This is a genomic window from Sphingomonas sp. MMS24-J13, from assembly GCF_044905095.1.
GTDB lineage: Bacteria > Pseudomonadota > Alphaproteobacteria > Sphingomonadales > Sphingomonadaceae > Sphingomonas_I.
In genome coordinates this window covers 3,083,567-3,106,273 of record NZ_CP173258.1, presented here as the reverse complement: position 1 = coordinate 3,106,273, position 22,707 = coordinate 3,083,567, and the positions used below count along the sequence as shown (strand labels likewise).

16 protein-coding genes and 1 pseudogene are annotated in these 22,707 nt (G+C 66.6%); 7 read left to right on the top strand and 10 right to left on the bottom strand.

The annotated features are described in order from the left end of the window. Positions 1-2 precede the first annotated feature (2 nt). Positions 3-992, top strand: coding sequence for an ATP-dependent DNA ligase (locus tag AB4Z44_RS14330; protein WP_404710371.1), 990 nt, complete (start codon positions 3-5; stop codon positions 990-992). On the opposite strand, the gene AB4Z44_RS14325 is transcribed toward AB4Z44_RS14330, so the two are convergent. Both AB4Z44_RS14325 and AB4Z44_RS14320 read right to left on the bottom strand, forming a co-directional pair. Continuing rightward, positions 993-1,202, bottom strand: coding sequence for a hypothetical protein (locus AB4Z44_RS14325; RefSeq protein WP_404710370.1), 210 nt, complete (start codon positions 1,200-1,202; stop codon positions 993-995). Between the two features lie 21 nt (positions 1,203-1,223). Then, positions 1,224-2,344 (bottom strand): annotated as a pseudogene (locus AB4Z44_RS14320) (glycosidase). A gap of 177 nt (positions 2,345-2,521) precedes the next feature. On the opposite strand from AB4Z44_RS14320, the gene AB4Z44_RS14315 reads away from it, so the two are divergent. The 4 genes from AB4Z44_RS14315 to AB4Z44_RS14300 all read left to right on the top strand — a co-directional run bounded on the left by AB4Z44_RS14315 (position 2,522) and on the right by AB4Z44_RS14300 (position 7,641). Next, positions 2,522-4,741: a hypothetical protein gene (locus tag AB4Z44_RS14315; protein ID WP_404710369.1), complete on the top strand. Its 2,220-nt coding sequence runs from the start codon at positions 2,522-2,524 to the stop codon at positions 4,739-4,741. Between the two features lie 104 nt (positions 4,742-4,845). After that, positions 4,846-5,709 carry a TauD/TfdA dioxygenase family protein gene (locus AB4Z44_RS14310; RefSeq protein ID WP_404710368.1) on the top strand — a complete coding sequence of 288 codons (864 nt, stop codon included), beginning with the start codon at positions 4,846-4,848 and terminating at the stop codon, positions 5,707-5,709. A gap of 115 nt (positions 5,710-5,824) precedes the next feature. Continuing rightward, entirely contained in the window at positions 5,825-6,661 is an 837-nt protein-coding gene (locus AB4Z44_RS14305) for an NAD(P)-dependent oxidoreductase (RefSeq protein WP_404714238.1), read from the top strand. Positions 6,662-6,726: 65 nt separating this feature from the next. Then, positions 6,727-7,641, top strand: coding sequence for a DMT family transporter (locus tag AB4Z44_RS14300; protein ID WP_404710367.1), 915 nt, complete (start codon positions 6,727-6,729; stop codon positions 7,639-7,641). A 46-nt stretch (positions 7,642-7,687) separates the two neighbouring features. Here AB4Z44_RS14300 and AB4Z44_RS14295 read toward each other — a convergent pair whose 3' ends face one another. From AB4Z44_RS14295 to AB4Z44_RS14280, 4 genes are all read right to left on the bottom strand, one after another. Continuing rightward, on the bottom strand, positions 7,688-8,698 hold the full coding sequence (locus AB4Z44_RS14295) for an aldo/keto reductase (RefSeq protein WP_404710366.1): 1,011 nt from the start codon (positions 8,696-8,698) through the stop codon (positions 7,688-7,690). An 88-nt stretch (positions 8,699-8,786) separates the two neighbouring features. Further along, positions 8,787-9,743: a helix-turn-helix domain-containing protein gene (locus AB4Z44_RS14290; RefSeq protein ID WP_404710365.1), complete on the bottom strand. Its 957-nt coding sequence runs from the start codon at positions 9,741-9,743 to the stop codon at positions 8,787-8,789. Next, positions 9,740-10,942 carry an MFS transporter gene (locus AB4Z44_RS14285; RefSeq protein ID WP_404710364.1) on the bottom strand — a complete coding sequence of 401 codons (1,203 nt, stop codon included), beginning with the start codon at positions 10,940-10,942 and terminating at the stop codon, positions 9,740-9,742. The genes AB4Z44_RS14290 and AB4Z44_RS14285 overlap by 4 nt, the downstream gene beginning before the upstream one ends. Positions 10,943-10,992: 50 nt before the next feature. After that, positions 10,993-13,428 carry a TonB-dependent siderophore receptor gene (locus AB4Z44_RS14280; RefSeq protein ID WP_404710363.1) on the bottom strand — a complete coding sequence of 812 codons (2,436 nt, stop codon included), beginning with the start codon at positions 13,426-13,428 and terminating at the stop codon, positions 10,993-10,995. 372 nt (positions 13,429-13,800) lie between these two features. Here AB4Z44_RS14280 and AB4Z44_RS14275 point away from each other — a divergent pair, with 372 nt between their 5' ends. After that, the gene (locus AB4Z44_RS14275) at positions 13,801-14,631 is read left to right on the top strand and encodes an oxidoreductase (RefSeq protein WP_404710362.1); all 831 of its coding nucleotides are present in this window, start codon (positions 13,801-13,803) and stop codon (positions 14,629-14,631) included. Positions 14,632-14,793: 162 nt separating this feature from the next. Here AB4Z44_RS14275 and AB4Z44_RS14270 read toward each other — a convergent pair whose 3' ends face one another. From AB4Z44_RS14270 to AB4Z44_RS14260, 3 genes are all read right to left on the bottom strand, one after another. Next, entirely contained in the window at positions 14,794-17,100 is a 2,307-nt protein-coding gene (locus tag AB4Z44_RS14270) for an acetamidase/formamidase family protein (protein WP_404710361.1), read from the bottom strand. A gap of 87 nt (positions 17,101-17,187) precedes the next feature. Next, a complete protein-coding gene (locus tag AB4Z44_RS14265) occupies positions 17,188-18,387 on the bottom strand; it encodes an aromatic ring-hydroxylating dioxygenase subunit alpha (RefSeq protein ID WP_404710360.1) in 1,200 nt (399 codons plus the stop codon). A 93-nt stretch (positions 18,388-18,480) separates the two neighbouring features. Next, positions 18,481-18,972: a VOC family protein gene (locus tag AB4Z44_RS14260; protein ID WP_404710359.1), complete on the bottom strand. Its 492-nt coding sequence runs from the start codon at positions 18,970-18,972 to the stop codon at positions 18,481-18,483. A gap of 181 nt (positions 18,973-19,153) precedes the next feature. Here AB4Z44_RS14260 and AB4Z44_RS14255 point away from each other — a divergent pair, with 181 nt between their 5' ends. Then, a complete protein-coding gene (locus AB4Z44_RS14255; protein ID WP_404714237.1) occupies positions 19,154-20,245 on the top strand; it encodes an acetamidase/formamidase family protein in 1,092 nt (363 codons plus the stop codon). Positions 20,246-20,386: 141 nt separating this feature from the next. Here the strand turns inward: AB4Z44_RS14255 and AB4Z44_RS14250 are convergent, their stop codons facing one another. Further along, positions 20,387-22,513: a PfkB family carbohydrate kinase gene (locus tag AB4Z44_RS14250; protein ID WP_404710358.1), complete on the bottom strand. Its 2,127-nt coding sequence runs from the start codon at positions 22,511-22,513 to the stop codon at positions 20,387-20,389. Positions 22,514-22,707: the final 194 nt, after the last annotated feature.

Below are 22,707 nucleotides of genomic sequence, written 5' to 3'. Positions count from 1 at the left end.
CCATGGAGGCCAAACTCGTCGCCGCGCTGCCGGACGAGCCCGGGTGGCAGTTCGAACCCAAATGGGACGGCTTCCGCGCGCTCGTCTTCCGTGACGGCGCGACGGTGGAAATCCTGTCCAAGTCGGGCAAATCGCTCGCGCGCTATTTTCCCGAGATCGTCGCTGCGATCGCCGCCATCGGCGAACCGCATTTCATCCTCGACGGCGAACTGATCCTGCCGGTAGGCGATGTGCTCTCGTTCGATGCGCTCCAGGCCCGGTTGCATCCGGCGGCGAGCCGCATCGCCCGGCTGGCGCGCGAGACGCCGGCACAGCTGATGCTGTTCGATTGTTTGCGGGTCGGCGGCGACGATCTGCTGTCAGCGTCCCTTTCTGCCCGGCGCGCGGCGCTGGAGGGTTTCTTCGGGCGGCACGGTGGTCCGGCGGTGCTGCTGTCGCCTTATAGCGCCGATGCGGCGGACGCACGCGGCTGGCTGGAGCGCAGCGGCGGCGCGCTCGACGGGGTCGTCGCCAAGCGGATCGACGAGCCTCATCGGCCGGGCGAACGGGCGATGCTCAAGGTCAAGCAGCATCGCTCGGCCGACTGCGTCGTCGGGGGCTTTCGCCGCGCGAAGGATCGTGGGGGCGTGGGGTCGCTGCTGCTCGGCCTCTACGACGAAGCGGGGCGCCTGAACCATGTCGGCTTCACTTCGGGCATGTCCGCGGACGATCGGATCGCGCTGGCGGCGAAGCTTGAGCCCTTGATCGCGGCGCCGGGCTTTACCGGCAAAGCGCCGGGCGGGCCGAGCCGCTGGAACGACGGCAAGGAAAGCGAATGGGAGCCGTTGAAGCCCACATGCGTCATTGAAGTGCTGTACGATCAGGTGACCGGCGATCGTTTCCGCCACGGCACCCGGATCCTGCGCTGGCGGCCGGACAAGGCGCCGTCGCAATGCACGATGGACCAGTTGATCCATGAACTTCGCCCGGCGGAGCTGGCCGCTATCGCCTGATCACGCCGGGCGGTCCGGTGCGGGTTCGTCGCGCAGCGCCTTCATGTCCCGCTGGCCGCGCGCTTCCGCCGCGCTGTCCTGCAGCCGGTTGCCGGTTTCCGCGGCTGCTTCGGCGGTCAGCGTGACCGCGACGCCGTCGGGCCCATCGACGATGACGGCGCCTTCCTCGGCTGCGATCTCGCTCGGTTCATCCTGGATTTCACGGGGCACTTTTTTCCTCCATGACCGCCGCTAGGCTTGCGCGAAAATGCTCTTGGGAATGTGCGTGATCCGGCACGCCAGATCGGCCTCGCCCGATGCGACCACATAATGATCGCCGGCCTCCGCGATGCCGGTGGTGAACACGATATCACGCAGATACATCTGATGGTCGATCGGCCGGGTGAGTTCGGGGCTGGCTTCGAGCAGCGGGGCCGTGCTGGTGGCGAGAACCTTGCTCGGATCGTCGGCGTCGAGGATCGACCAATAGGTGCGGTAGATGCCGACCATCTCCTTCGGTTCCACGCCATGCCACAGGCTGAGCCAGCCGCGATCGTTGAGGATCGGCGGCGTCCCCCGCCCATGCGCGCGGTCGCGACGGTCGACGAATGCGGGCGGATGCCGGGATTGCGGTGCGGCTTCCAGTGCAACGCATCGGGCGAGGTGGCGAGGTTGATCGCCGGTCCTGCGCGCCATTCGCTGCCCGGCGGGTAAGCAAAGTAGAGATCGCCCAAGGGCCGGGTCTGCGCCCAATAGTGGCCGTCGATCAACCCTTCGAAGATCAGCATGTCCTTGTTCTGGTGATCGAGCACGATGTCCTCGAACGTCCAGTCGAGCCCGTTTTCCGAACTGTAGAGCGTGGTCGAATGGCGTTCGGGGCTGACCGAGCAGGTCGTCATCAGCCAGCGATTCCCCACCTTGCTGATGCGCGCATCCTCCAGCCCGTACATCTGCAGGCTGGACTGCGGCGTGATCGCCTTGTCGTAATGATGCTTCACGACCTCCAGCCCGTCGGGGCTCAGTTCGACCGGCAGCAGCCAGGCGAGCGAGGTGAGCGCCATCACCTTCCAGCCGCCGCCCTGAAGCATGAACTTGCGCGGATCGGCGGTGTTGGCGAGTTCGAGCGGCCAGGCATCGAGCAGATAGCGCCCGTCGTCCCAGCGGATATTGTGGACCTTGCCGTCGAAGATCGGCGTGCGCAGCGCCTCGGCCACGCGCACCATCATCAACAGGTTGCCGTTGGGGAGACGGGTCAAAGCCGGGTTGAACGCGCCGAGGCAATAGGTTTCGACGCCCAGATGCCCGGCGAGGGGGGATCGGGCCAGATCGATATCGTCCGGTACCAGGATGAGTGTGTCGACGGGGAATTTCATCCCTTCGGCCGCTTGCACGGCGTCGTCGAGAGCGACGGTCGCCCGGCAGAGGTTTCGGCTTTCCACGCCATCACGATCTCCTTGTAGGAACGCCGAAAAGCACCGCGGCCGGCATAGTTCCACGGCACAGGAACCCCGCTTCGGGATGGCACGTTGGTTCGTTGTTCAGGGGATCGCATGACCGTATCGAAGCCGCCGTCGAGCCACAACGCCATGTCCGGAGCCAGCCTGTGCGTGCTCGGCCTGCGCGCCGAATTGACCGACAAGAGCATGCGCACGATCGGGGTGTTCGACCTCGACGGCCGTTCGATCACGGTCGCCCTGGGCCACAACTCGCTCTGGGCGATTTCGCGGCGGGATGCGGCACGGCTCGCGGTCAGGGCCGCTTATGCGCCCGGCGGGCTCAAGGCGCGCAAGGTCCGGGCGGGCAAGGGCGAGGCCCTGCGCGTGCGCCTGACGAGCGCGATCGGCGAGCATGTCGTCACCTTCGCCGCGGCGACCGAGGGGCTGCCTCTGCTTCGCGTCACCACCGTCTTGACGCCGGCGGAAGATCTGCTGGTGACGCACCTCCCGCGCGATCTCTATCCGCTCGGCGCCAACGACGATCCGTTGGACGCGTGCGGCAATGTCGAGGCGGCGCAGCGCGGCCTCAACGCCGGCATGCTCTATTGGCGGCTCGATGGCGACACGCCGGGGAGCCTGCTCTACCTGCAGAATCTCACCGCGCTGAACGATTACTACAACGCGACCCACACCAAGCCCGACGGTGCCGTCGGCGGCGAATGGCCCGAACTCGGCTATCTCCCGCCGACCCCGCCGCAGAGCGGCACGCCGCCGGTCAACCCGCTGCCCAAGGGCAAGGCCGTCACGCTTTCGGATGCTTTGATCGTCTTCCATCGGGATGCACCTGAAAGCGAAGCGCATTCGGCGCGCCTGTTCCTGCAGATGCTGGGAAGCGCCTATCGCCTGCTCGACAAGCCGCCACTGGAATTTCACGACTGGCCCGATCGCGCCGAGCGAACGCTGCGCGATCTCGGCGAAGCGCCCGACGCGACGATCCGCCACTACGGCCACACCTACGCCCATCCTTACACCGCGGCCGAATATCCGGATTCGATGGTGCAGGTGACCTTGCTGTCGGCGATCCACGAATATGGCCGCTGGCTCGACCGGGCCCAGCCGATGGAACAGGCGCTCGGCGCCGGGCTCGATCGCTTCTTCGACCCGAAGCTCGGCAGCATCCGCCGCTATCTGCCCAATGTCGGCGAGGACAAGGACAAGGACGCGGTCGACAGCTGGTATCTTTACCATCCGCTACTCGGCCTCGGCCGGCTGGCGCTCAACGGCGACGGTCGGGCGCGGCGACTGTTCGAGGGCTCGATCGATTTCGCGATCGAGGCCGCGCATCATTTCAAATATAAGTGGCCGATCCAGTACAAGGTCACCGACTTCAGCGTCATCACGCAATCGCGCGGCAACACCGATCTCGGCCAGACCGATGTCGGCGGCCTCTATGCCTATGTCATGCTCGTCGCGTTCGAGCTGACCGACGACCCGCGCTTTCTGGCCGAAGCGAGAAAGGCGATCGACGCGGCCGAGGGCATGCGGTTCGACCTCAATTATCAGGCCAATCTGACGGCATGGGGGGCTGCGGCGTGCATGCGTCTGTGGCGGATCACCAACCAAGGCCGCTATCTCGACCAGAGCTACGTCTATCTGGCGAGCTTCCTCCACAATTGCGTCATCTGGGAATCGAACATCGGCGCGGCGCGGCATTACCACACCTTCCTCGGCGCCTCGTGCCTGCACGACGGACCCTACATGGCGCTCTACGAATGTTTCGACAGCTTCGCCGCGTTCGAGCGGTACCTTCAGGACGGCGGCCCCGATCTCGATCCCGCCGCCCGCCTGCTGGTCAGCGAATATTGCCGTTTCGCGCTCGATCGGGCCTGGTATTATTATCCGGACGCGCTGCCGAAGGATCTGCTGTGTGCGGAACCGCGCAACGGTCATATCGACACGTCGCTCTCCTTCCCGCTCGAAGACCTCTATGTCGGCGGGGACACGGCCGGCCAGGTCGGCCAGGAAATCTATGGCGCGGGCGCGGCGTTCGTGTTCGCGTCGCGCTGCTTCCACCATATCGATGGCGCGCCGTTCGCGTTGTTCTGCGATCACTTCCTGATGGCGAGCGAACGGACGAGCGATCGGTCGCTGTCGTTCCAGCTCGCCGGCGACGGCGCCAGCCAGGCCACCGTGCGGATCATCGGCCAGCCGCGAAAGCGCTTGCCCGCGGTCCGCGCGGCGGTCGATGGCGCGGCGCCGCGCAGCGGGCGCAGGAAGGATGGGGCGATCCTGTTCGACGTGCCCGCCAACGGGAGGGTTCAGCTCCACTGGTGAGGCGGCAAGCTTCGGTCTTGAGCAAGACCTGATGTCCGGCCGTACAAGAGGGCGCCGCCGAACCGCGCTATAAGCGCGGCACCACCCGATGCCTGGAGCGCGCGATGACCGTCCTGACCCGTTTACTCACCACCCCGCTACGTGCGGACACCAACTTCGGCTCGGAGATTCACGACGTCGATCTGCGGACCGCCGATCGCGATACGCTGCAGGCGGTGGTCGACGAATTCCATCGTTCGGGCGCGATCGTGCTGCGCGGGCAGGACATGGCCCCGCAGGACCTGATCGATTTCGTCTCGCTGTTCGGCGAACCCGAGGATCACACCAACTTCAATTTCCGCATGCCGGGCTTCCCGAAGATCTACATGCTCAGCAACAAGCTGGTGAACGGCAAGCCGCTGGGTTCGCATCGCGATGGCCAGGGCTGGCACACCGATTACAGCTACAAGGAAGAGCCGGTGATGAGCACGATGCTCTACGCCGTGCAGGTCCCGCCCGAGGGATCGGATACGCTGCTGGCCGACGGCGTGGCGGCTTACAACGCGCTCCCGCCCGAGCGGCAGGAAGCGCTGCAGGCGCTCCGGCTGCACCATAGCTGGGTCCATTTCATGGAGAGCCGCGAGGGCGGCACCCGGATGGTCATCACCGACGAACTGCGCGCGGAGAATCCGGATGTGATCCATCCGCTGATCCGCACCCATCCCGCCGACGGCCGCAAGGCGCTGTGGGTCAGCACCGGCACGGTCAAGGCGGTGGTCGGCCAGGAAGACCCGACCGATCTCTCGCTGCTCGACGAACTGGTCGCGTTCGCGACGCAGGACAGGTTCGTCTATCGCCACAAATGGCAGGTCGGCGATATCCTGATGTGGGACAATCGCTGCACGCTCCACACCGGCACGCCGTTCGACGAGAACCGGTATGTCCGTGAGGCGCATCGCCTGTGGGTGCGCGGCGACAAGCCTTATTGAGATCGTCCGTCGGATTATCGACGGTTTGCGATGAACGGGCCGCGCGCGAGCACGGCCCGTCGTTGCGCGTACAGGGAGCCGATCATTGAAACTCGCCTTCATCGGCCTCGGCGTGATGGGCTATCCCATGGCCGGGCACCTCACCCGTGCCGGCCACGCGGTCACGGTCTATAACCGCACCCCCGCCAGGGCGGCGGCGTGGGCCGCCGAATATGGCGGCGTCACGGCGGATACGCCTGCCAGGGCGGCCGAGGACGCCGACATCGTGTTCGTCTGCGTCGGCGGGGATGACGATGTTCGTGCGGTGGTCACTGGCCCCGACGGTGTCTTCGAGACGATGGCGCCGGGCACGCTCCTGGTCGATCACACCACCGCCTCGGCCGATCTTGCCCGCGAGATAGCCGGTCTGGCGGCCGGCCAAGGTCTTCGGTTCCTCGACGCGCCGGTATCGGGCGGCCAGGCGGGTGCGCAGAACGGCGTGCTGACGATCATGGTCGGCGGCGATCGGGCGGCGTTCGATCGCGCGCAGCCGATCATGGCGGCCTATGGTCGTTCGATCAGCCTGATGGGCCCGGCCGGTGCCGGTCAGCTCACCAAGATGGCGAACCAGATCTGCATCGCGGGTATCGTGCAGAGCCTGTCCGAGGCCCTGGATTTCGCGATCCGGGCCGGGATCGATGCCAAGCAGGCGGCCGAAGTGATGAGCGGCGGCGCGGCCGGATCGTGGCAGATGGCCAATCGCGCCGCAACGATGGTCGACGGCCGGTTCGATTTCGGCTTCGCCGTCGAATGGATGCGCAAGGATCTCGGCTTCTGCCTTGCCGAGGGCGCGAGGCTCGGCGCCACATTGCCCGTGACAGGGATCATCGATGGCTATTATGCGCAGGTCGAGGCCCGCGGCGGCCGACGCTGGGACACGTCGAGCCTGATCGACCTGCTCCAGCGCCCGTAAACCAGGCAGGATCGGTCCGTCGCGGCCTGGTCCGGTTCCGAGCGCAAAGGACCATGATTCTCAAGATGGCGGGTGCACGCTCTTCCGCTTCGCCCATGGCCTGGGCGATGCTCGCGCCGCTGGGCGCCGTTCTGATCTGGTCCGGCAATACGGTCGTGACCAAGGCGGCGTCGGGCGTGATCGCGCCGGGATCGATCGCTTTCTATCGCTGGGCGATCGCCTTGCTGATCTTCTCGCCCTTCGTCGCGCCGGCCGCGTGGCACAATCGCGCGGCGGCTGCCGCGGTGTGGAAGCAGCTGCTGGCGCTGAGCCTGCTGGGCATGGTGATCTATCAGTCGCTCGCTTATGTCGCGGCGCAGACCACGACGGCCGCGAACATGGGCATCATCATCGCCTTGATGCCGCTCTGCTCGAGCCTTTTGGCCAGCCTGTTCGCCGGCGAGCGGCTGACGGTCGCCGGTACCGTGGGGGCGATCCTCTCGATCGCGGGGCTCGTCTACCTCCTCGCGCACGGCGATCCGTCCAGCCTGGCGCGGGGCGGCGTCCATCCCGGCGACGGGCTGATGCTCCTCGCGGTCCTGTCGAACTCGCTCTACGGCGTCCTGCTCAAGCGCTGGGCGATGACGCTGCCGCTCTGGCAGCAATTGTTCTGGCAAATCGTCTTCGCCACGATCATCCTCCTTCCGCTCTGGCTGCTCGGCCCGATCTCGCCGATCACCGCGGGGAATCTACCGCTCATCCTCTATGCAGCGATCCCAACCTCGCTGCTGGCGCCCTTCCTGTGGATGCGCGGGATCAGTCGCCTGGGCGCGACGCGGGCGTCGCTCACGATCAACATATTGCCGGTCGTGGTCGCGCTGCTCGCCTGGCTGATCCTAGGCGAACGGCTTCACGCCTATCATTATATCGGCGGCGGCGTGTGCCTGCTCGGCGTGATCGTGGGCCTGCGCGAATGGTCGTTGGGCGGGGCTAAGGCCTGAACCAAAAGGGCAGGGCGTTCCGGAGAGCGCCCCGCCCCTGCGCCTGTCAGGGCCGCGCCGGGCCGCTGCCCGCGGCGCTCGTCTCGATCGCCACGGCGATCGCGTCCATATCCTCGGCGGTGAGCTCCAGCGCCGCCGCGGCGATCCAGCCATCGACCTGTTCGGGGCTGCGCGCGCCGACGATCGCGCCGGTCACCCCCGGCCAGGCCAGCGTCCAGGCGATGGCGACCGCCGCCTGGCTGACGCCGTGCCGCGCGGCGATGGGCTTCATCGCCGCGGCCACCGCAAGGTTGCGGTGAAGCGCTTCGCCGGTGAAGTCGGGATGGCGCGAGCGCCAGTCGTCGCTCGGCAGGCTCGCCACCCGCTCGGCCGAGAATCCGCCCGACAGCAATCCCGACTGCATCGGGCTGTAGACGATCACCCCGGTGCCGTTGGCGAGACACAAGGGCAGCTCGCGTGTCGCCTCGCGCCGCACCGCCGACAATGGCGGCTGGAGCGTATCGACATGGCCGATCGCCTCGGCCGCCTCGACCTGCACGACATTGTGGTTGGAGAGACCGACCGCGCGGACCTTCCCTGCCTGCTTGAGGTCGAGCAGCGCGCCCCAATAGTCCTCGAGCGGGGTGCCGTCCTCGGCTGGCCAGTGCATCTGGTAGAGATCGATCACCTCGACGCGCAGGCGGCGCAGCGAATCCTCGCACTCCTGGCGGATACTGTCGGGGCGGCCGACGCGGACCTTGCTCATGCGATCGTCGGGATCCCATACCTGCCCGCATTTGGTGAAGATATAAGGCCGGTCGGCCGCGGGCATTTCGGCCAGCGCCGCGCCCACCATCTCCTCCGAATGGCCGAGGCCGTAGATGGCGGCGGTATCGATCCAGTTGATCCCGCGATCGACTGCATGCCGGATCGCACGCACCGACATATCATCGTCCTGCGCGCCCCAGCCGACCGCCCAGTCGGGGCCGCCGATCGCCCAGGCGCCGAAGCCGACGCGCGTGATCTCCATGTCGGTGCGGCCGAGCCGGCGGCGCGGATATGATGTGGCGATGCCCATTCTGTGTCCCCTCTGCGTGCGATGAAGGGCGATTAGAGCGGCGGCCGTGTCCAATCTTGTCGGCAGGTGCTCGCTTTGTTGGATCGCGTCAGGCGGGCAAGGCCTGCCGGCGATGATCGCGCGCCGACGTGCCGAAGCGATCCCGGAACGAGCGGCTGAAATGCGCCGCATCGTTGAACCCCCAGCGAAAGGCGATCTCCGAAATGCCGAGCTGCGCGTGGAGCGGGCTCATCAGATCGGCATAGCAGCGATCGAGCCGGCGCGCCTTGACCACCGCGGTGAAATTCAGGTCTTCGGCCGCGAACAGCCGCCGCAGATAGCGCGTCGATATGCCCTGATCGCGCGCCAGCGTATCGATCGACAGATCGGGATCGCCGAGCATCGTCTCCATCCGCTGGAGGATGCGGTGGAGCAAGGCCGCGCGCGCGCCATCGGCGCCCCCGCGGGCGCGGGTGCCGCCGGCCTCGGCGATGCTTGCCACCAGGAATTCGATCACCGCCAGTTCGACCGGGCGGAGCTGATCGGGCCCGAGCCGCTCCAGTTCGGTCGCGGTCGCGCACAGCAGGCCGCCGAAGATGGCGGCCATGCCCGCGCGCGCGTCGATCAGCATCACCGGCAGGCCCAGTCCGGCAAGCAACCGCGGCGCGATCGCCACCTGCGGCAGGCGCACGAACAATTGCCGGTGGCGTTCGGTCAGGGCCAGCGCGATCGGCTGGCGCGTGATGCCGCACAGGATCATGCCCGGCTCGATCGACGCTTCGAGATCGGGGGCGCTCAGCCGGCCCTTGCCCTCGAGAAGGAGGCTCAGCCACATGCCTTCGATCTGATCGTCCGAGCGCCCCGCTATGTCCTGCGCGTCAGCCTCGACCCGCGCGAATTGCAGCCCCATCGGCGAGATCGCGACGACGACCTTGCCGTCGACCGGCCCGGCCCCGCGCGGGGTCACCAGCGGCATGCGCAGCCGGCGCATCGCGTCGGTCCAGGCGGGGGTGCGCTCGTCCGGCGGCAGATCGCGCGTGGAGAAGCTCCAGGCGGTCTCGCTCATAAGGCGGGGGCGGGAAGGCCGTCCGGCTGCGGCTGCCCGCGCTTGTGGAAATTGGGCAGGAGCAGCAGCAGCAACGCCGAGGCGACCATCACCACCTCGACCACCACCAGTGCCGGGCCGTAGGAGCCGACCGCGTCGAACCAGACGTTCAGCCCGACGGTGATCGCGCCCTTGAGCAGGTTTATGACCGCGTACATCAGCCCGACTATGGCACCGAAATGCCGCACGCCAAAGTAACGCGATGCGAGCAGGGTCAGCCCGCTATATTCGGTGCCCAGCCCCAGCCCCATTAGCGCCCCGCCGCACAGCAGGCCGATATCGGTGGTCGCCTGTTGGAGCAGCAGCAGCCCCGCCACGCTCAGCAGGTAGAAAGGCAGCATCACCGCCGGGCGCCCGACGCGATCGATCAGAGCTCCGAACAGCCATTGCCAGCCGGCCGTGACGAGAGCGAAGGCGGAGATAACCGGGATCACGCGGCGCAGCGGAATGCCGCGCTCGGTCAGGATCGGCGAGACCTGGGTGAAGGTCGCGGTCATGCAGGCCGCGCAGACGCAGATCGAGAAGAGCATCACCCAAATGATGGGCGATCGCAGCGCCTGGGTGAGGCTCACGCCCTCGAGCGGGACGTCGTCTTGCGCCGGCCTGACCCGCCGGGGCGGATCGCGCAGCAGGAAGAAGAGAACGGGAAACCCGATGCCGGCGATCGTAAGGCCGACCCCCGCCAGCGCGGTGCGCCATCCCCAATAAGCGAGCAGCAGCCCGCCGAGCGCGGGCATCAGGGTCGATCCGACGCCGTTGCCCACGCCGGCGACGAAGCCGAGCGCCTGTCCGCGCTGCTTGTCGAACCAGCCCGCGACCGCCTTGCCGTACAGGGTCGGCGAGGCGAAGGCCGAGCAGACCGCGCACAGGATGAAGAGGGTATAGAAGGCGGCCGGAGACGCCGGGGTGAATGCCAGCGCGACGATCATCAGCCCGAAGGACAGGTTGCCGCATAATACGATCCGTCGCACGCCGAAGCGGTCGACCGAATAGCCGGCCACCATTCCCAACACCGCCAGCACCGGCCCGACGAGCGCCATCACGCCGGCGACGACCGCGCGCGGCCACCCGAAATCGGTCGCGATCGGCACCAGCAGCAATCCGAAGACGCTGAAGAAGGCCGGCGTGGCGCTGACCGCGTCGCCGACGGTCGCCGCCACCAGGATAGCCCGGCGGGCGGAAGGCCGGTCGATCTCCCGCCCGCCGCGCATCAGAACGCGTAGGACATTTTGACGTGGAAGGTACGGCCGATGCCGGGCAACACGTTGGCATTGGCGTCGGTATCGCTGTTGGCGATGAAGTAGAGCTTGTCGGTCACGTTATCGACGTTCAGATCGACCCGCACCTTCTTTGCCACCAGCACGTAGGCGCCGAGCTTGAGCAGGGCATAGCTGGGCAGCTGGATCGCGCCTGGCAGGAACCCGCCGGTCTTGCTGGCATAGGTCACGCCGCCGGTGAGGCCCCAGCGCCCCTTTGCGTCATAGGTCGCGAAGACGCTGCCGCTATATTTGGGGCTGCTGTGGATATAATAACCGTTGGTCAGCCCCAGATAGTTGGTCAGCGAGTAGACATAGCCGCCATAGCCCGACGTGCAGGGGACGTTGGTGAGGCACGACGGCATCGTGATGAAGGTGCCCGAGCCCGCGGTCGGCAATTGCTTGGTGCGCTGGTAGGCGCCGGTCGCGGTCAGGCCGAACGCCGGGGTCATGAGCCAGCGTAATTCGCCTTCGATGCCGCGCGTGCGGATCGCCGCCACCGTCGCGACGCCGGTCGCCGGCGTCGAGAGATAGGAGCGCTTCTGCTCATAGGCATCGAACGCGACGTAGAAGCGGCCGCCCATCTGCGAGCTCTTGACGCCGACCTCCTTGAGATCGGACTTGCCGAGATAGGCGCCGGTCGGGATCAGGGTCGGGTTGACCGCGCCGCCCTGGCTCAGCTGGAGCGACTTGGCCTTGGCATAGGTGCCGTAGAAGGTCGCCCAGTCGAACTTGTAGCTCAGGCTCGCATTGTAGTTGAACGGCGTCGATTTGTCGCTCTGGCGGACATAGACGCCCTTCACTTCCGCACCGCGGTTGATCGCGCTGACGTCATAGCCGTCGACGCGCCCACCGAGCGTCAGGCTGACCGGGCCCAGCGTGGCATCGGTCACGAAGAAGCCTGCCAGATCGTTGATGCGGCTGTAGATCGATGTCGCCCACGCATAATTGGGCCCGCTCAGGAACGGATCGTTGAAGCGGTCGTCCGGGGTCGGGCCGACCGAGAGATCGCGCCGATCCTCGGACAGAGCGAAATCGTTGAGGCTGCCCAGATCGTGCGAGCGCGAATGGCGATAGGTGCCGCCCGCGATCGTCTGGATCTTGAGGCTGCCCAGATCGAGCTTGAACTTGTAGGACAGGCGCTGCTCGGTGACGGTCGCGTCGAACTGGGTGGCGAAGCCATAGCTCTGATAGTTGCGGCTCCTCAGCGTGTTGAGGAAGCTTTCGAACTTGAGCTGGCTGTCATTGTCGAACGTGTAGGTCAGCCCGCCATAGCCAGTGTGGGTATAGGCCTCGTTGATGTCGAGCGCGGGATCGAGGAAGGTCGTGCGGGGCGACAATTTCACCGTCTTGATCGTCGCCGGATCGAGCGTGGTGTACTGGTTGGGGGTGACCTTCAGGCCGATCCCCGGCGCGTAGAGGATGATCGGGCTGCCGCCCGTCGCCGTAAAGAACTGCGCCTTGGTGATGAACGGCGCGCCCGCCGCGACGATCGTCGCGCTGGGGCGGCCCGAGATGTAATTCTGGTTGTCGATCAGGTCCTGCGTGACCCGGTTCCAGCCGATATTCTTCAGATAGCCGTCTGAATGGAGGTACTGATAGGTCAGGCTCAGCGACAGATGGCTGTTTATGTCGGTCGAGTAGGTGCCCTGGCCGATCTGCGACTTGGGGTGCATGCCGCGGTAGAAGCTGTCCGAATCCTCGATCTTGCCATAGAGCGCGAGGCCGCCCTGCATGCTGCCGATCGTGACCGGGATGGCGAGGTTGGCGGTGCCCTCATGCTGGCCGTAGCTGCCGAGCGTGACCGATGCGTCGCCGGTGATCCGGCTGACATACTTCGTCTTGTCGCCGCGTGCGCTCTTGGGAACGAAGTTGAGGAAGCCGCCGACCTGGCCCGATCCGAAGATCGGCGATGGCGGGCCGCGGACGATCTCGATGTCCGAGCTGGCATCGACCGGCGTCGGGAAGTTGGCGAAATTGGTGATGCCCTGGAAGCCGTTGAAATAATTGTCGGCCACCGAACCGCGGATCGCGATCGCGCCCGGCACGCCGAAGAAGCTGCCGGTATAGGTGCCCGCGGCCACGGCGGTGAAATCGTAGACCGTCTTGATGTTGTAGCGCGACAGCAGCTTGTCCGAGATATCGGTGATCGAGCGCGGCGTATCCACCAGCGGCTTGTCGAGCCCGAACAGGGTGTTGCTCTCGGCCTTCTGCAGCACGCCGCCCAGATCGCGCGCGCCGGTGACGGTGATCGTCTGCTCCTCGGCTGCAGGGTCCGCTGCCGCCGGCGCATCCGCCGGCGCGGTCTCGGCCGCAACCGGGCTCGCCGCGAACAGGGCCGCCACCATCATCCCACTCAGAAATGTGCCGCTCAAGAATTCCGACTTCATAGCCCGCCCCTTTGTGCCTGATTGTCTCTCCTTTTTTCCGGTGCCTGCCTCCGCACAGCGCGATCCGGTTCTGGTTGGCGAGCTTTGTCTTATTCCCGCAACATCAGCTTACGCATGGCCGCCCGGCTTTCTTGGCGGGCAGCGCCCATATAGTTGCGGTGCAGCATCGATCCGTCCCGCACCATCGCACGAGAAGAGGCTTTGTGAACAATCCGGGGTTGCGCGGAGGCGTGGCCGGGGCCGGCGAGGGCAGTCCCGGGAAGCGCGGCGCGGCCGTTGCGCCAACAAATGCGACGCTGCGCGCAAAGAATGCCGATTCGGCGGATCCTAGCGCCGACGCACCATCTTCAGCGTAAGGCCTAGGACAATATCATGACCAATTGGTTCATCACCGGCGTCTCCTCCGGGCTCGGCCGTGCCCTGGCCGAAGCCCTGCTTGCCGACGGGCATCGCGTCGTCGGCACGATGCGCGGGCTCGATCGCGCGGCGGCGCTCGAGGGGCTGGCGCCGGGGCGGATGCACGTCGTGCGCATGGACGTGACCGACGAAGCCGCCGTCGCGGCCGCCCTGGCCGAAGCGGAGGCGATCACCGGCGGGCTGGACGTGGTGGTCAACAATGCCGGGCAGGGCCTGACCGGTGCGATCGAGGAAACCGGCCTCGATCAGGTGCGGGCCTTGTTCGAGGTCAATGTGCTCGGCCCGCTCGCCGTCATCCGCGCGGCGCTGCCCTATCTGCGCGCACGCAAGCGGGGCCACATCGTCAACATCACATCGGTCTCCGGGCTGGCGGCCTGGCACGGCACCGGGATCTACGGCGCGAGCAAGTTCGCGATGGAATGTATCGGCCGCACGCTGGCGCAGGAGGTTGCGCCGCTGGGCATCAAGGTCACCAACGTCGCGCCGGGCGGCTTCCGCTCCGAATTCGCCGGCGCGTCGCTCGGCGATGCGGAAGCGCATATCGCCGATTATGCCGAGACCGCGCACCAGGCGCGCAAGATCCTGCTCGGCTACAAGGGCAAGGAACCGAGCGATCCCCGCCTCGCCGCGCGTGCGATCATCGCTGCGATCGGTGCGGAAACGCCGCCCCTCCTGCTGCTGCTGGGCGCCGATGCGCTCAAATATGCGGAATATGAATTTGCCGCGCTGGGCGAGGAGATGGCGCGCTGGCAGGACCTGACACTGTCGGTGGCGGCAGTGGATTAAGACACGTTCGACCAATTGGATCGTCACCCCGGCCTTGAGCCGGGGTCCCGCTTATTTGCTTCTTTGAAAAGGGTAGCGGGACCCCGGCTCAAGGCCGGGGTGACGTGTCGTTGTGAATGTGCGGTCTTGATCGAATTTGGATCTAATCTCTCGCCGAAGGCTCTAAGCCGAAAACAACGACTTCTTGATCACGGCATGGACACCCCAATTGCCGTTGGCGACCTGGCTCACCCCGAAATCGACGCCCACCGACAGCAGCGAAATCGCCTCGTCCTCGCTCAATTGGCGGATCGTCATCAGGAAGCGCCGCGCCTTCCTGAACGCATCGCGCATCGCGAGATCGAGCGAGGAGCGCTTGTAGATCTCGCTCTGCGCCGTCGGCCCCAATTCCTTCAGATAATCGGGGTGGCTGAAGCCCAGGATGACCCATTCGTCGCGCGTCTCGATCACCGGATAATCGAGATCGCGGATATGGGGCAGGCTGGTCTTGGCCGGATGGAGGATGATCTGGATCATCGCCGTCATCGAACATTCGATCGCGGTGCCGCACACTTCGGAATCGCCCTGGCTGGCATGCGGATCGCCCAACGACAGCAACGCCCCCGGCACTGCGACCGGCAGATAGACGCTGGCGCCCGGGCCGAGCCGCCAATTGTCGATATTGCCGCCGAAATTGCCCGGCGGCACCGAATCGACCAGCTCCGAATGCGCTGGCGCCAGCGCGACCACTCCGAAATGCGGCCGCACCGGAATCTCGATATCGCGCAGCACATTGAAATTCTTGATGATCGTCGCCGGGTCGACCGGAATGCCGGGATAGTCGATCCGTTCGTGCACGACGCCCGAGGGATCGGTCTGCGGGGTCCAGCGATAATTGTAGACCGCGTGCGCCGATGAGCGCCCTGCTTCGCGCTCGACCTCGAAGATCGTGACCACCTCGCGCTGCTTCGGCTCGGTCAGCAGGTCGTTATAGTGGAAGCCCCAATAGGCCGCGGCGTTGCTGCCGAACGAGCGCCCCGCATAACGCGGATTGCCGCTCGGCCGCGTCGCGATGTCGAGGATGCGCACCTCGACCACATCGCCCGGCTTCGCGCCTTCGATCGCGATCGGGCCGGTGCAGATATGGACGCCGAAGCCCTCGCCCGGCCCGCGCCCCAGCGCAGAAGCGTCGAACGGCCCCGCGCCGCGCCGCTCGACCGCTTTGCCTTCGGCCGTCCAGTGATAGACGCTCTCGGCCCCGGGATCGCCCTCGACCATGCGCTCGGCATCGTCGTTGGCGTGGTGGGTCAGCGTCTCGACCGTCGCATAATCGCCCGATCGCACCTCCAGCACCGGCTTGAGCGCGCGGCTGAAATAGCCCCAGTGGATCGTGTCGGGCCGCACCGGCAGGTGATGGTGGCGGACTTCGCGCGGCGCCTCGCGCTCGGCGTCGGGCGCCGCCCCGCCCAGCGGTTCCTCGCCGTCGCGCGGCTTGACGTCGCGCACGGTCTCGGGCCGGCCGCGGCGCGGCGCCTCGATCGGCTGCTCGCCCAGATCGGGCGCCTTGCGATATTCGCGCGGGCTTACCCCATACCGCTCGCGGAACGCGCGGCTGAACGAGGCGCTGTCGTTGAAGCCCCACTGGAACAGGATTTCGGAGATCGAGCGCTGCGAATGGAGCGGGCTGCCGAGATCGAGCCGGCAGCGTTCGAGCCGGCGCAGCTTCAGGAACTGGCCGAAACTTTCGCCATAGGTCTCGAACATCTTCTGCAGGTAACGCGCCGAAATGCCATGCTCGGCGGCGATCTGGTGGAGCGACAGATCGGGATCGGACAGGCGCATCTCGATCGACTGGAACACGCGCTCCAGGATCGCGGCGCGCCCGCCGGCGGCGCCACCCAACGCCTTGGTCGGCGCCTTGACCAGCAGGGTCGCGGCGACGAATTCGGGCAGGGCCAGCTCGACCGGGCGGATCTGATCGTCGGTCACGTCGATGATCGTGTCGGCGACCGATCGCAGCAGCCCCGACAGCATGCGCCCGGTGCCGGTATCGGCATGGAGCGCGGCGATCTCGCGCGGCAGCGGCGAACGCGATTTGAGCGCGGAGAGGCTGAGCGGCACGCGCACCGCCAGCAGGCGATGATCGCCCGGCAAGTCCAGCACGGTCCGCGCACCGCTGCCGCCATAGACCATGTCGCCCTCGGTCACGGCGAGGACGGATTTGCCGCTGGTGGCGGTCATCGATCCTTCGAGCAGCAGGACCAGCCAGAAGCAGGCCTCGCCCTGCCGCAGATCCAGCGCGATCGACTGTGCCGTGCCCGCGACGCGCGCGAACTGGATGCGCTGCCCGCTGGCGAAGGTGAACAGCTCGCCATAGGGCTCGTCGGTCGAGGAAATGAGCTCGAACGAGGCGCGCTGCAGCGCGAAACGCCACGCATCCAGCCGCTTTTCACGCGGATAGGCATTGGTGGTGAAAGATACGCCGCTCATCGATCGCTATCCGCCGGGGCAAGGAAATGCGCCCCGGGCGATGCGAATGTGACCGAGCCGGAACGGCCGGTCAATCTCCGCCCACGATCACTCCGCGGCGAAACGCAGCGCCTCGCTCGGGCCCTGATGCGTCGCGAGGTAACGGTGCACCAGCCAGGCATTGAACTGGCCCTGCGCGCCTTCCTGCCACGAATAGCGGCCACGCGGGGCGAAGCGCGAGCGCAGGCCGACCTGGACGCATTCGTCGACGTGCATGTCCTGCGCGATGATATGCGCGGTCGCGCGCATGTTCATATCGAGCTTATGCTCGAATGCCGGATCCTTCATCGCGCCCGGTGCGAACAGCAGGCCCGTGTCCATCTCGAGCGATTCCGGGCCGTTCGGGCGCAGGATCAGATAGATCACCATGTCGCTCGTCATCACCAGGCTGAGCGTCGGCGGCACGTTGGCGAAGGTCATGCGGTTGCGCGCTTCGTCCGACAGACCGGGGAAGATCGGCAGCACCGCGCGCTGGGTGGCGTTGAAGCTCGCATCGGCATGGAGCGTGCCGTTGAAGCGGAGAAAGCCCGCCTCTTCGGGCAGCGACGGCGGGAATTCGGCGCGGCCCGACGGCACGAAATCGTGCAGCGGCCCCTGGTGGAGCCGGCTGGCATGGTAGCCGTCATTGTTATTCTCGAACATCACCTTCCAGTTCCACGGAAGGGTCGGCGCGGGATCGGGGCGGGGCCCTTCGGCATTGGCGAGATCGTAGCCGGCGATCGCCTCGGCCACCTTGGCGAGGCGCGGCGCGAGCGGGGCCGCGTCCACATCGAAATTGATGAAGATGAAGCCGTTCCACAGCTCGACCGCGAAGGCGGGCAGGCTGTTCGCCGCCTTGTCGAAATCGCAGGTCTTGTTCATCGCCGGCGCGCCGACGAGCTTGCCGTCGAGCGCGTAGCTCCAGTGATGATAGGGGCAGACGAAGCCGCGCGCATTGCCATGCCCTTCGGCCACCAGCATCGCGCGATGCTGGCACACCGCCGACATCGCCTTGATCTCGCCGGTCAGCGTGCGCGAGACGATGATCGGCTCGCCGATGATCCGGGTGGTGAAAAAGTCGCCGGGCCTGGCGACGAACGATTCGCGGCCGACGCACAGCCATTCGTGCGCGTAGAGCGCTTCCTTCTCGAACTCGTAGAATTCGGCGCTGGTGTAGCAGGCCGGCGGCAGGGTGACCGCTTCGGCGAGATCGCAGGTCGATGCCGCGAGCGATTCGAAGAAGCTGTCGGACAGCAGGTTCGTGGGCATGGCGACAATCCCTCGTGAGCCAATGGAGTGCATAACCTATAATGGCCGGCCGGGCGCGTCTTGTGTCCCGCGCCCGGCATTCTTGGCGCGACGTTATTCGCGGGTGAAGCTTTCGGGCAGCTGCGGCTCGGCACCCGCCTTGCCCCACAGCAGGATCTCCGTCCCCCATGGGTCGCGGAAGGCGTGGTTGTAGCCGTTGAAGGTCGCCCAGTAATGATCGCGCCACAGGATCGTGGCGCCGCGCTCCTCGGCCGCGCCCAGGATGCGGTCGGCCGAATCGTCGTCCCCGATCAGGATCCAGATGCGCGGCTTGCGGCCCTCGCCGGCGATGGTGCGCGGCGCGACGCCCTCGGGGTCCGGATGCGGCCGCGCATTGGCGGCGTCGAAGATGCCGAGATGGAGGTTCCCGATCGCGCTCGGCGTGCCGTCCGGGTTGGGGAACTGCCCGCCCGGCACCATGCGGTGATAGACGCCCTCGGGCCTGGCATCGTTCTGCCAGCCGAACACTTCGGCATAGAAGCGGCCCGCGGCGGCGGGATCGTCGCTCGGCATATCGACGAAGATCAGGGTGTTGGGCGTTGCCATGGGATGGTCTCCTTTTCCGGATCGGAGGCCTAGCGACTTGTCCGCCGTGACCGCTTGATCGTGCACGCTCCGATTGTTGACCGCACTCCGGGGGCGCCAAGTCCTTGTACGCGTGCCGGCAAGACCGGCGGCCGGCTTGCGCCGAAGGTTTTGGCTCTGACCAATATACGGGGCGGGAATGATGGCGCTGGTTTGTAACAAGGGTGAAGCACGCAACGATACGAAGCCGGGCGCCATCCATTATCTGAAGGCGACGCCGGAGACGGTGCACTGGGGCTATTTCTCGCCCGACATCTCGCCCGCGCTGACGATCAGGAGCGGCGATCTGGTCGCCGCCGAAGCGATCACCCACCATGCCGGCGACGCGCCCGAACTGATGTTCGACGAAGGGGTCGAGCGGATCTTCACCGAGATCGATCCGTCGACCCGCGCACCCGGCGTCCACATCATGACCGGCCCGATCTATGTCGAGGGGGCCGAACCCGGCGACATGCTGGAGGTGCGCTACCTGCAGATGGTCCCGCGCAACAATTACGGATCGAACCTCGCCGCCAACTGGGGCCACCTCTACCAAGAGTTCGGCGAGACCGAGCGGGTCACGATCTACGAGCTCGATCCCAACGCCAATACTGCGCAGGCGCTCTACGCCTACGACTTTCCGGGCAAATATCTGGTTCCCGGCACGATCACCAACTGCCCGGTGTGCGATCGCCAGCCCGCGCTGGCCGGCATCACCATCCCGGCGCGGCCGCACCTCGGCACCGCCGGCGTGGCACCCGCGGTACACGAGCCGGTCAGCACGATCCCGCCGGGCCTGCATGGCGGCAATATCGACAATTGGCGGATCGGCGCCGGTGCGACCATGTATTACAAGGTCCAGGTCGAGGGCGGGCTGTTCTCGATCGGCGATCCGCACGTCAGCCAGGGCGATGGCGAGATTTCGGGCACTGCGATCGAGTCCTCCTTGAACTGCCTGTTCCAGATCATCCTGCGCAAGGATTTCAGCTTCCCCTCGCCCCTGCTCGAGACCCCGCAGAACTGGATCGTCCACGGCTTCGGCGACACGCTCGACCAGGCGATGAAGAACGCCTCGCTCGACATGCTCCATCTGCTGGAGGAGCATCAGGGATTGAGTTGCAACGACGGCTATTCGCTGATGAGTGTCGCGGCCGATTTCGGCGTGACCCAGGTGGTCGACGGCACACTCGGCGTGCACGCGCGGATCGAGCGCGGGATGTTTGCCGGCAAGGGCGTGGCGAAGGATCCGAAGTAAAGATCTACCGCGTCGGAATTTCCCCGTCATGCTGAACTTGTTTCAGCATCCACCAGGCATCCGCACGGACGGTGCGGTACGCCTGGTGGACCCTGAAACAAGGTCAGGGTGACGGGCTGTTTATTCGATCGGTCGCCCGAGCTAAGCCAGGATCTCCGCGCGCGTCGGCATCGACGCAGCCGCCCCCACGCGCTGGACCGAAATCGCCGCGGCCTTGGTCGCCACCCGCAGCGCCTCGTCCAGCGCCACGCCCTCCGCCAGACACGCCGCCAGCACGCCGCAGAAGCAGTCGCCCGCGCCGGTCGTATCGACCACGGCCGGCACCCGCTCGGCCGGGACCGCCAGCACCCGATCCGCGCCGACGCACAGCGAACCCGCGGCCCCCAGCGTCACGACGATATGCTGGCCCTCGCGTGACAGCAGGCCGCGCGCCGCGGCGGCGATTTCGGCCGGATCGTCGGGCAAGGTGCGGCCGATATAGAAACCAAGCTCGGTCTCGTTTACGACCAGCAGATCGAGATCGGCGAACATCGCCTCCGCCCCCGCCACGGCCGGCGCGGCATTGAGCATGGTGAACAGCCCGGCATCGCGCGCCGTCGCCATGAAGGCCGTGACGGCATCCAGCGGCAGTTCGAGCTGCGCCAGCGCGACGTCCTCGCCGGCCGGGAGGGCGGTTTCGGCGAGCGCATTGGCGCCGGCGACGATGACGATCTGGTTCTCGCCCGAATCCGCCACCGAGACGAAGGCGGTGCCGGTCGGCCCGGCGACCTGGGCGATCCGTCGGACGTCGACGCCGGTGCCGCTCAGGAAGTCGCGCAGCGTCGTGCCATGCGCATCGTCGCCGATCGCGCCGATCATCCGCGTCGCCACGCCGTAGCGCGCGCTGGCCACCGCCTGGTTGGCGCCCTTGCCGCCCGGCAGGTAATCGATCGATCGCGCCGCGAGCGTCTCGCCCGGCACCGGCAAATGCGCGACGCGCAGCACCACATCCATGTTGATGCTGCCGAAGACGGTAACGCTCACGCCAGAACCAGTCCCTCTTTTCTCTTCCGCCGGCACCAGCATATCGAGTTTCGGCAGCATCGCCAGCAGCACGATGCCGCACCCGAGCGCGCCGACGATGATCAAAGATGCCAGCACATAATCGTGCAGATTGTCATAGCTGAAATCCATCAGCGCCGGTGCCACGCCCTGGAGCAGGATCACCACCGCATAGAGCACGCCGGTGATGCTGCCGTAGCAGCGCAGCCCGAAGTACCGCGAGATGAAGTAGGGCAGCGCGCCGAATTCCGCACCGAGCCCGATGCCCAGCAGCACGCCCGCCAGCATGATCGTCGGCGTGCCATGTCCGAATTCCAGCAGCAGCAGGCCCAATATCGCCGACGCATACATCGGCACTATCACGCGCGGGCTGCGCAGTTTGTCGAGCATGAAGCCGGTCACGACCTGCCATCCCGCGGCGACCATCGCGAACAGCGCGACGACCCCGGTTGCCGCGCCCAGCGCGAAGCCGCGATCGGTGAGCATCGGCACGACATGGGTGAACACCGCCATCATGCCGCCCGCGCCCGCCGCGATCGCGAGCAGCATCAGCCAGAAGACGTGCGTGCGCACGGCCTGCGAAAGGCTCAGCCCTTCGAGCAGTTCGGCCGGCACGTCGGCGGTTCCGGCCCTGGCCGAAGGCGCGTCGCGCAGCAGGAGAATCAGGGTCGGGAAGCCGACCAGCGCGACGATCCCGCCGATCGCCGCGAAGCTCATCCGCCAGCCGAGCGCGGTCAGAAGCAGGCCGGCGAGGATCGGGAGCGCGGTCGATCCGACGCCATTGCCGACGCCCGCCGTCACGCCCAGCATCAGCCCGCGCTTTTCGTCGAACCAGTTGGAGACGACCTTGCAGAACATCGCGGTCGAGGGGACGCACCCCGCGATGCCGACGAGCGCGAACAGGAAATAGAATTGATAGACGTTGGGGGTCGAGGTCGCCAGCAGCGCGACCGTCGCCGCGAAGGCCAGATTGCCGGCAATCAGCATCCGGCGTGGTCCGTAGCGATCCATCATCCGCCCGACGACCGGATAGATGAAGGCGCTGACGAGCGAGATCAGCCCGAGCACGCCCGAGACCCAGGCGCGCGGCCAGTGGAAGTCGCTTGCGATCGGGATCAGGAACACGCCGAAGGTCGCGCTGATCGCGGGCGTGATGCCCACCATGTTGCCGATCGTCGCGGCGATCGCGACGCCTGCCGCACCGTGGCGTCCGGCTCTCTCGCTCATAAGTAAAGGCCCGTCATTTGTGCGGTGCAATAAACGCCATCGCGGGGCCGGCGGGAAGCCCGTAATCGCCCGAACGGCCGCGGGCCAAATTTGAAGGCGCGCTCGATCAAGAAGCCCCGGGCGCGCCGATCAAACTAAGCGGGTGGGGCGGACAAGACTATCAGGCCCCGCCTGCCCTAGACGGGCGGGCTCCC